The organism is Pseudomonas edaphica (assembly GCF_005863185.1).
GTDB lineage: Bacteria > Pseudomonadota > Gammaproteobacteria > Pseudomonadales > Pseudomonadaceae > Aquipseudomonas > Aquipseudomonas edaphica.
Genome location: NZ_VBVZ01000423.1, coordinates 1 through 5442 on the forward strand (window position 1 = coordinate 1; position 5442 = coordinate 5442).

Here is a 5442-nt window from a genome sequence, read left to right on the forward strand (position 1 = left end):
GGCTTAAAAGGTGTTCACTTAGGAGCTGAGTTCAGGCTAGGCGCGCCACTGTGAAAACCGCGTGAAATCCGCATGTGAATTATGTTTTTTGCACCCAGGCATCACGCTCAAGTACTGTGCTGCTTCCTTATCCAGCCTAAGTGACGGTGTGTTCATGCCAAATGAAGTGCGGCTTGTCGTGATGATCAATACCCAGCCCGGCAAGGGCTTGCAGCAGTTGGCAGCGTTTCAGGCGCTGGCACCTAAGGTGCGGGCCGAGCACGGGTGCCTGAACTATGATTTGCATCCCGTGGTGGGCAACCCCGACAGCTTTGTCCTCATCGAAAAATGGGCTTCAAAGGCTGCATTGGACGCCCACCATGTCGCCCCTCATATGGTGGAAGCGGCCCAACACAATCCGTCGTTTCGTGCGGGGCCTGCGACCGTCTTGCTGCTGGAGGACGCGGTATAAGGCCGTTTTCAGAGCCAGCGCTTTCAAGGTCTTTGAATAACCCGCGATACCCTTTAATCAAGGACGAACACTGTCACTGTGGCGAGCAGGCTTGCCCTGCGTTGGGTGGCGAAGCCGCCCCAAATCAGGCGACTCGGTGAGCCAGTTACAGCGGGCTGGGGCTGCTGCGCAGCCCAACGCAGGGCAAGCCTGCTCGCCACGGGTTGCTTTTCTTCAGCTCGATTTCTGATTCGACTTGCTTGACTGCGTAGGGCATGGTTTCAAAGCGGCACCCGCCTTATCTTGCCGCTCAATGGCACCACTGTGTTGTAGGGCGTGGGGATTGGCCGCCCGGCCAGGCCCATGCCTTCGCTGATCAGCACGGCGTCCTGTACCACACATAAGTTGGACGGCGTATCCAGGCCGCGCACCAGCACTTCGACTTCCCGGGTGTGCAGGTTGCAACGCAGCAAACGCCCACTGAATCGGGTATAACCGCCGTGCAGCGGCTCGCCGCTCCAGTCCGGCAGCAGCGGTTGTTGCAGGTGGCTGCACAGTTCCAGCACCAGCAGCCTGCCGCGCGGGCACAACGCAAGGCCCGTGGGCAATTGCAGGCCGCGTATCACCACTTCCATCTGCCCGGTGGCCGGGTGCACGCGGATCACTTGGCCGGCAAAGTCGGCAAAGTCGATGCCCTTGCGCGCCGGGTCGCCGTGCAGCTCGCCAGAGAACAGGCTGATCAGCACTGCATCCGTCTGCGGTTCGTACACCAGGGTCACGGGCACGGCTTCCTGGCCCTGATCGAGTTCCGGCAGTTGCGCCAGCACCCGTTCGTCCCTGCCTTGTGTGAACTCCACCAGTTGATTGGTATCAGGTTTTACCGCCAGCCAGCTGCGGCGCGTGGGGTGGTAGCACAGCGCATTCAAATTGCCCCGGCTGTGGAACACCGGCTCAGGCGGGTTGTATTGCAGGTCGAGCAGTTGCGAGCCGCCGACATAATCGGTCAGGCTGGCCAGGCAACGCCCATTAACACAGGCGATGTCCGACACGCCCATGATTTCATCGCGCAGCATGCGCGCCTGCATGTTCATGCTGCGAAAGCCTTGGGCGATGACTTTGCCGGGCAAGTATTCACCAGGCCGCGCAGGGTCGGGTTGAAGTTGGCTGATGCGGCCGCTGAAGGGCTGGTCCGCCAGGCCGGAGCCGGCTTCGGCCAACAGCAGGCTGCCATCGTCTTGCAGGCACAGGCCGCGTGGGTTGAGCAGGCCTTCGGCGATCAGTGTAATGGGGTGCAGTGCCTCAATGGGCTGCGCCGGAATATGCAAGGTCATGGGGTGTGCTCCTATTGCGGCGGCTGCCATGGGCTGCCGGTGAGGTAGGCGCGCAGCAACGCACGCTGGGCCGGCGACATCGAGCGCACGACCGGCATGAACAGCGTGGTGCCTTTGTAGGCGTCCGAGGTGCGCGCTAAAATCGCGTTTTTGGCGCCCATGATCGCGTCGGGCTGGTTGAGCGGTACGTAGCGCGACATGGCGGGGAAGGCCAGGTAGTGAAAGCGCAACACGTTCGGGTAAACCTGTGCCCAGGTGATGGTGCTGCCCTTGGCTATGCCGAAATCAGTCTGGGCGTATTTGCGCAAGTTGGTGAAGAAGGCGCCATCGTCCACGCCGTTGGCCGTGCAGGTCAGCGCGACAAAACCGGCCTGGCCGGCACTGCCGCTTTTGAGCGTGACCGGGAAGCTCACCGTCTGTTGCCCGGCATTCACGGTCAGAGACGTGGGGAAGTTAAGGAAGTCAAAATACTGCTTTTGATCGTAAGCCCCCGGCGCGCTGGCTGCGAGGCTCACCTTGGTGGCGTTGGGCACCGGTCCGCCCAGGTAGCTGACGCGCAAGGTGATGGTTAAACCAGTGGGGTAGTCCTCCAGGTACACATTGCGCTGGTCGGCATACACCCGGTATGTCGCTTCGGTGGCGTTGAGTTTTTTACCGTTTACTGCATTGGGGGCGGTGATGTTCAGCGCCGTGGTCCTCACGGCTTGCTGTTGGCTGGTATTCAGGGGCAGGTCAACGATACCGCCATACACGTAGTAATTGACCAGCGGGCTGGCGGTGGGATTGAGTGTCGTCAGCGGCGCGGCACCGGCGGCAATGGTCACCGGCCCGTAATTGGCATTCGGCCCGATGGGGCTGGTGATGTCATCGCGCACGGCGCGGAAGGTTTGCTTGGGGATGACGTTGACCATATCGAGGCTCAGCAAACCGTTGTTGCCCAGCGCCGCATAGGCGGCGTTGCCCGTGGCCTGGTTGACTATCTGGCGGCCCGGCTGGCAGCCCAGCAGCTCGCCGGCAAACGCCGGGGCCAGAGTGCCGATCACCCGGCCGATGCTCGGGTTAGGCGTATATTTACCGGCGGCGTAATCGGCGTCCAACTGCGCCGTGGTCATCTGCGGGCACATCTCAAACATCACAAACCGCAAGACAATGCCCGTCGCCCCCGGCGCCTGGATAATCGCCTTGAGGCCGGCGCTGTTCTGGTTCCAGCTGACGATACTGCTCAGCGGGAAGGTCAACTGGAACGTGCCACTGGCATGGAACGAGCCCGGTGCGTCCATTTTTGCCGGGTCGAGCACGCGGCCGGTCACGTCGTAACTGCTGCACACCGCATTGTTGCGGATCAGCAACTGGATGTTGTCGTTGCCACCAATTTGCAGGCCACCGACAAAGATCTGCGTGGTGGTCGAGGCGCTGGGGTCCAGGTCCACCATCATCGGGCCGGAGACCGGGCCTTGGCCGGTCACGGGGTCTACCGAACCGAGCAGATACACCGGCTGGCCAATCAGGTCGCCGGTGGTGCTGATGTTGCCCGGCACACCTTGGGAACTGATCAAGGCGTTCTGCATGTCCACCACATGCTGGCCATAGTGGTTCCAGCCGCCGGCGGTGTAGTAGTTGCCGGCCGGCGCGTTGATCATGTTGTTCAGTTGGTCATCGGTATAAGACTGCGCACCCGGCGCCAGGGTCGAGGTGGTCAGGTCGAACAGCGGCCAGTTCGGGTTGCCATTGAACGGGATGGTCGGCGAGTTGTTCGGCAAGCTCACGTCGGTGCGGATGCCGCCCCAGAAATTCAGTCGTGGTCCATTGAGGATGCTCATGGTCTATTCCTTGTCCGTGGCGCGTGGGGTGACGGGCGGGTTGGCAAATTTGAACAGGTACGAGAAGTCAGACTTGAACGGGCTCTTCACCGGCGTGGCCATGGAGTGGCAGTTCATGCAGCTGCTGTTGGGCTGGATATAACTCTCCATGGTCACGTTGGCCGACAGCGACGGTGTCGGCTGGCCCAGTGGGTTGCTCGGGTTGTTGGGCATCAGCGGGCGCTGGGTGGTGATCAGCTGGTAGTACTTCAAAACGCTGCGTTGCAGGCCGGGGTTGGCCTGGTAACTGGCATTCACCCAGCCTGTGGCGTCGGCAATCGGCGTGACGCGGTTAAGCGGGTTCGGCGTCTTGAATGTGGTGCCGGGCTTGGGCACACAGACCAGTTGCGTGCCCTGGGTCTGCCAGTTGCACGGCGACTGGTTGAGCGTGGCGGCCGGGGCCAACGGGGTGTAGTAGGAATACGCCGTACCGGACACCGGCTGATCGACCCACTGGCCATTGACTTTGGCCTTGGGCGGCACGTTTTCGATCTGCTCGAAGGTCGACCAGATCCACTGCGGGTAGCCATTGACCTTGGTAATGATATGCAGGCCCACCAGCCCCAGATACGCCTCGGTCACCCCGGTGCGTTGGCCCTGATTATTGAACGTGGCCACGCGCGCAATCTGCGTCAGGTAATGGCTGGCGTTGTCCCTGGGCGTGAGGATACGCCAGCTCGATTTGATCTCGATCACCCCATTGGGGAAGCTGATGTTGTTGGCTCTGGACACCACTTTCGCGTTGTAGAAGCGGTTGCCGACAATGTAGTTATAGGACGCCTGGTTGGCCGAGATATCGTAGTAGGTCGGGTTGCCCGCCTGGTCGATCAGCCAGCCACCGACCGCCTGGTCGATGGAGTTGACCAGCGAACTGTTCTTCAACGCAGCGATATTAATGATGCCCAGGCTGCGGGCCGTCAGCGGGCTGTTCCACGGCCCAGGGTTGGCGGCGCCCGGCAGGAAGATCTCACTGACGGTCTTGTAGGTCTGCCACACGGTGTAGCCAGAATCCCCAGGCTGTTTGTTGCAGTTGGGCGTGCCACGCTGCCCGTCCTGGGCCGGCCAGTTCAGGGCGACGAACATCTGCCAGCTGTATTGATCGAACTGGTCCTGCGGCGCATTCGCGGCGGGGGCGCTGGTGGGTGGCTGGCAGTTGAGCTGCGTGGCCAGTGTCGACGGCTGCGGTGCTTCGCGCGCCAGGGCCGGCAGGCTGACCAGCCCCAGCAGCATCACACTCAGTAGTGTTTTCATGATGATCTTCCTCAAGGCTTACGCTGCATCAGTTGGTTCCACTGCGCCTTATGGCCGTTGCTCTGGGAGGCCGGCGGCTCGAACAGCTGGCAAGGCGGCGGGTTGGACGGGCACATCGCAGCCACTTGGTCCCAGGTCTGCCTGGGGTCGGGTTTGGCGATACGGAAGTTGGTGTAGTTCTGGCTCACGATCGGCGCATTGGCCACGCTGGTGTCCCCGGAAAAGAAGAACGACTGCGGCGAACGGTAGGGTGGTGAGCCTGTTTGGCGCTTGTTGAAGGCATAACCAAACAGGATCGGCCCCGACGGTGATTGCAGGTCCAGGGCATAGGCCTGCACGCTGGCGTTGAGGTTTTTGCTGCGCTCGGCGCTGTAGGGCAGGTGCTCGATAAAGTCCTGGCGCGGTGGGTGGTTCATCGGCGAAAACATGCAGCAGGCCGGCATGTCTTTCGGGCGGTCCTGCGGGTAAGTCAAAAAGTACGCCTTGTTGCCCAGGGACACGAACGAGCAGGTGTAGTTGTTGTTCTTGATCGGGAAGATCGGCAGGCAGTACTTCTCGTAGTGCTCCATCA

General features: G+C 61.4%; 4 protein-coding genes and 1 pseudogene. 1 reads left to right on the plus strand and 4 read right to left on the minus strand.

Annotated elements, in window-relative coordinates:
- The first annotated feature begins 154 nt into the window (after nt 1-154).
- Complete coding sequence (locus tag FEM54_RS23130) at nt 155-451, plus strand: putative quinol monooxygenase (protein ID WP_099547926.1); 297 nt, start codon at nt 155-157, stop codon at nt 449-451.
- A gap of 260 nt (nt 452-711) precedes the next feature.
- Here FEM54_RS23130 and FEM54_RS23135 read toward each other — a convergent pair whose 3' ends face one another.
- The 4 genes and pseudogenes from FEM54_RS23135 to FEM54_RS23150 all read right to left on the minus strand — a co-directional run.
- Nucleotides 712-1761 (minus strand): hypothetical protein, encoded by a 1050-nt coding sequence (locus FEM54_RS23135; protein WP_138453233.1) that lies wholly within the window; start codon nt 1759-1761, stop codon nt 712-714.
- Between the two features lie 11 nt (nt 1762-1772).
- Nucleotides 1773-3581: a hypothetical protein gene (locus tag FEM54_RS23140; RefSeq protein WP_138453234.1), complete on the minus strand. Its 1809-nt coding sequence runs from the start codon at nt 3579-3581 to the stop codon at nt 1773-1775.
- Between the two features lie 3 nt (nt 3582-3584).
- Entirely contained in the window at nt 3585-4871 is a 1287-nt protein-coding gene (locus tag FEM54_RS23145; RefSeq protein ID WP_138453236.1) for a hypothetical protein, read from the minus strand.
- A gap of 11 nt (nt 4872-4882) precedes the next feature.
- Nucleotides 4883-5442 (minus strand): annotated as a pseudogene (locus tag FEM54_RS23150) (hypothetical protein); the annotation flags it as partial.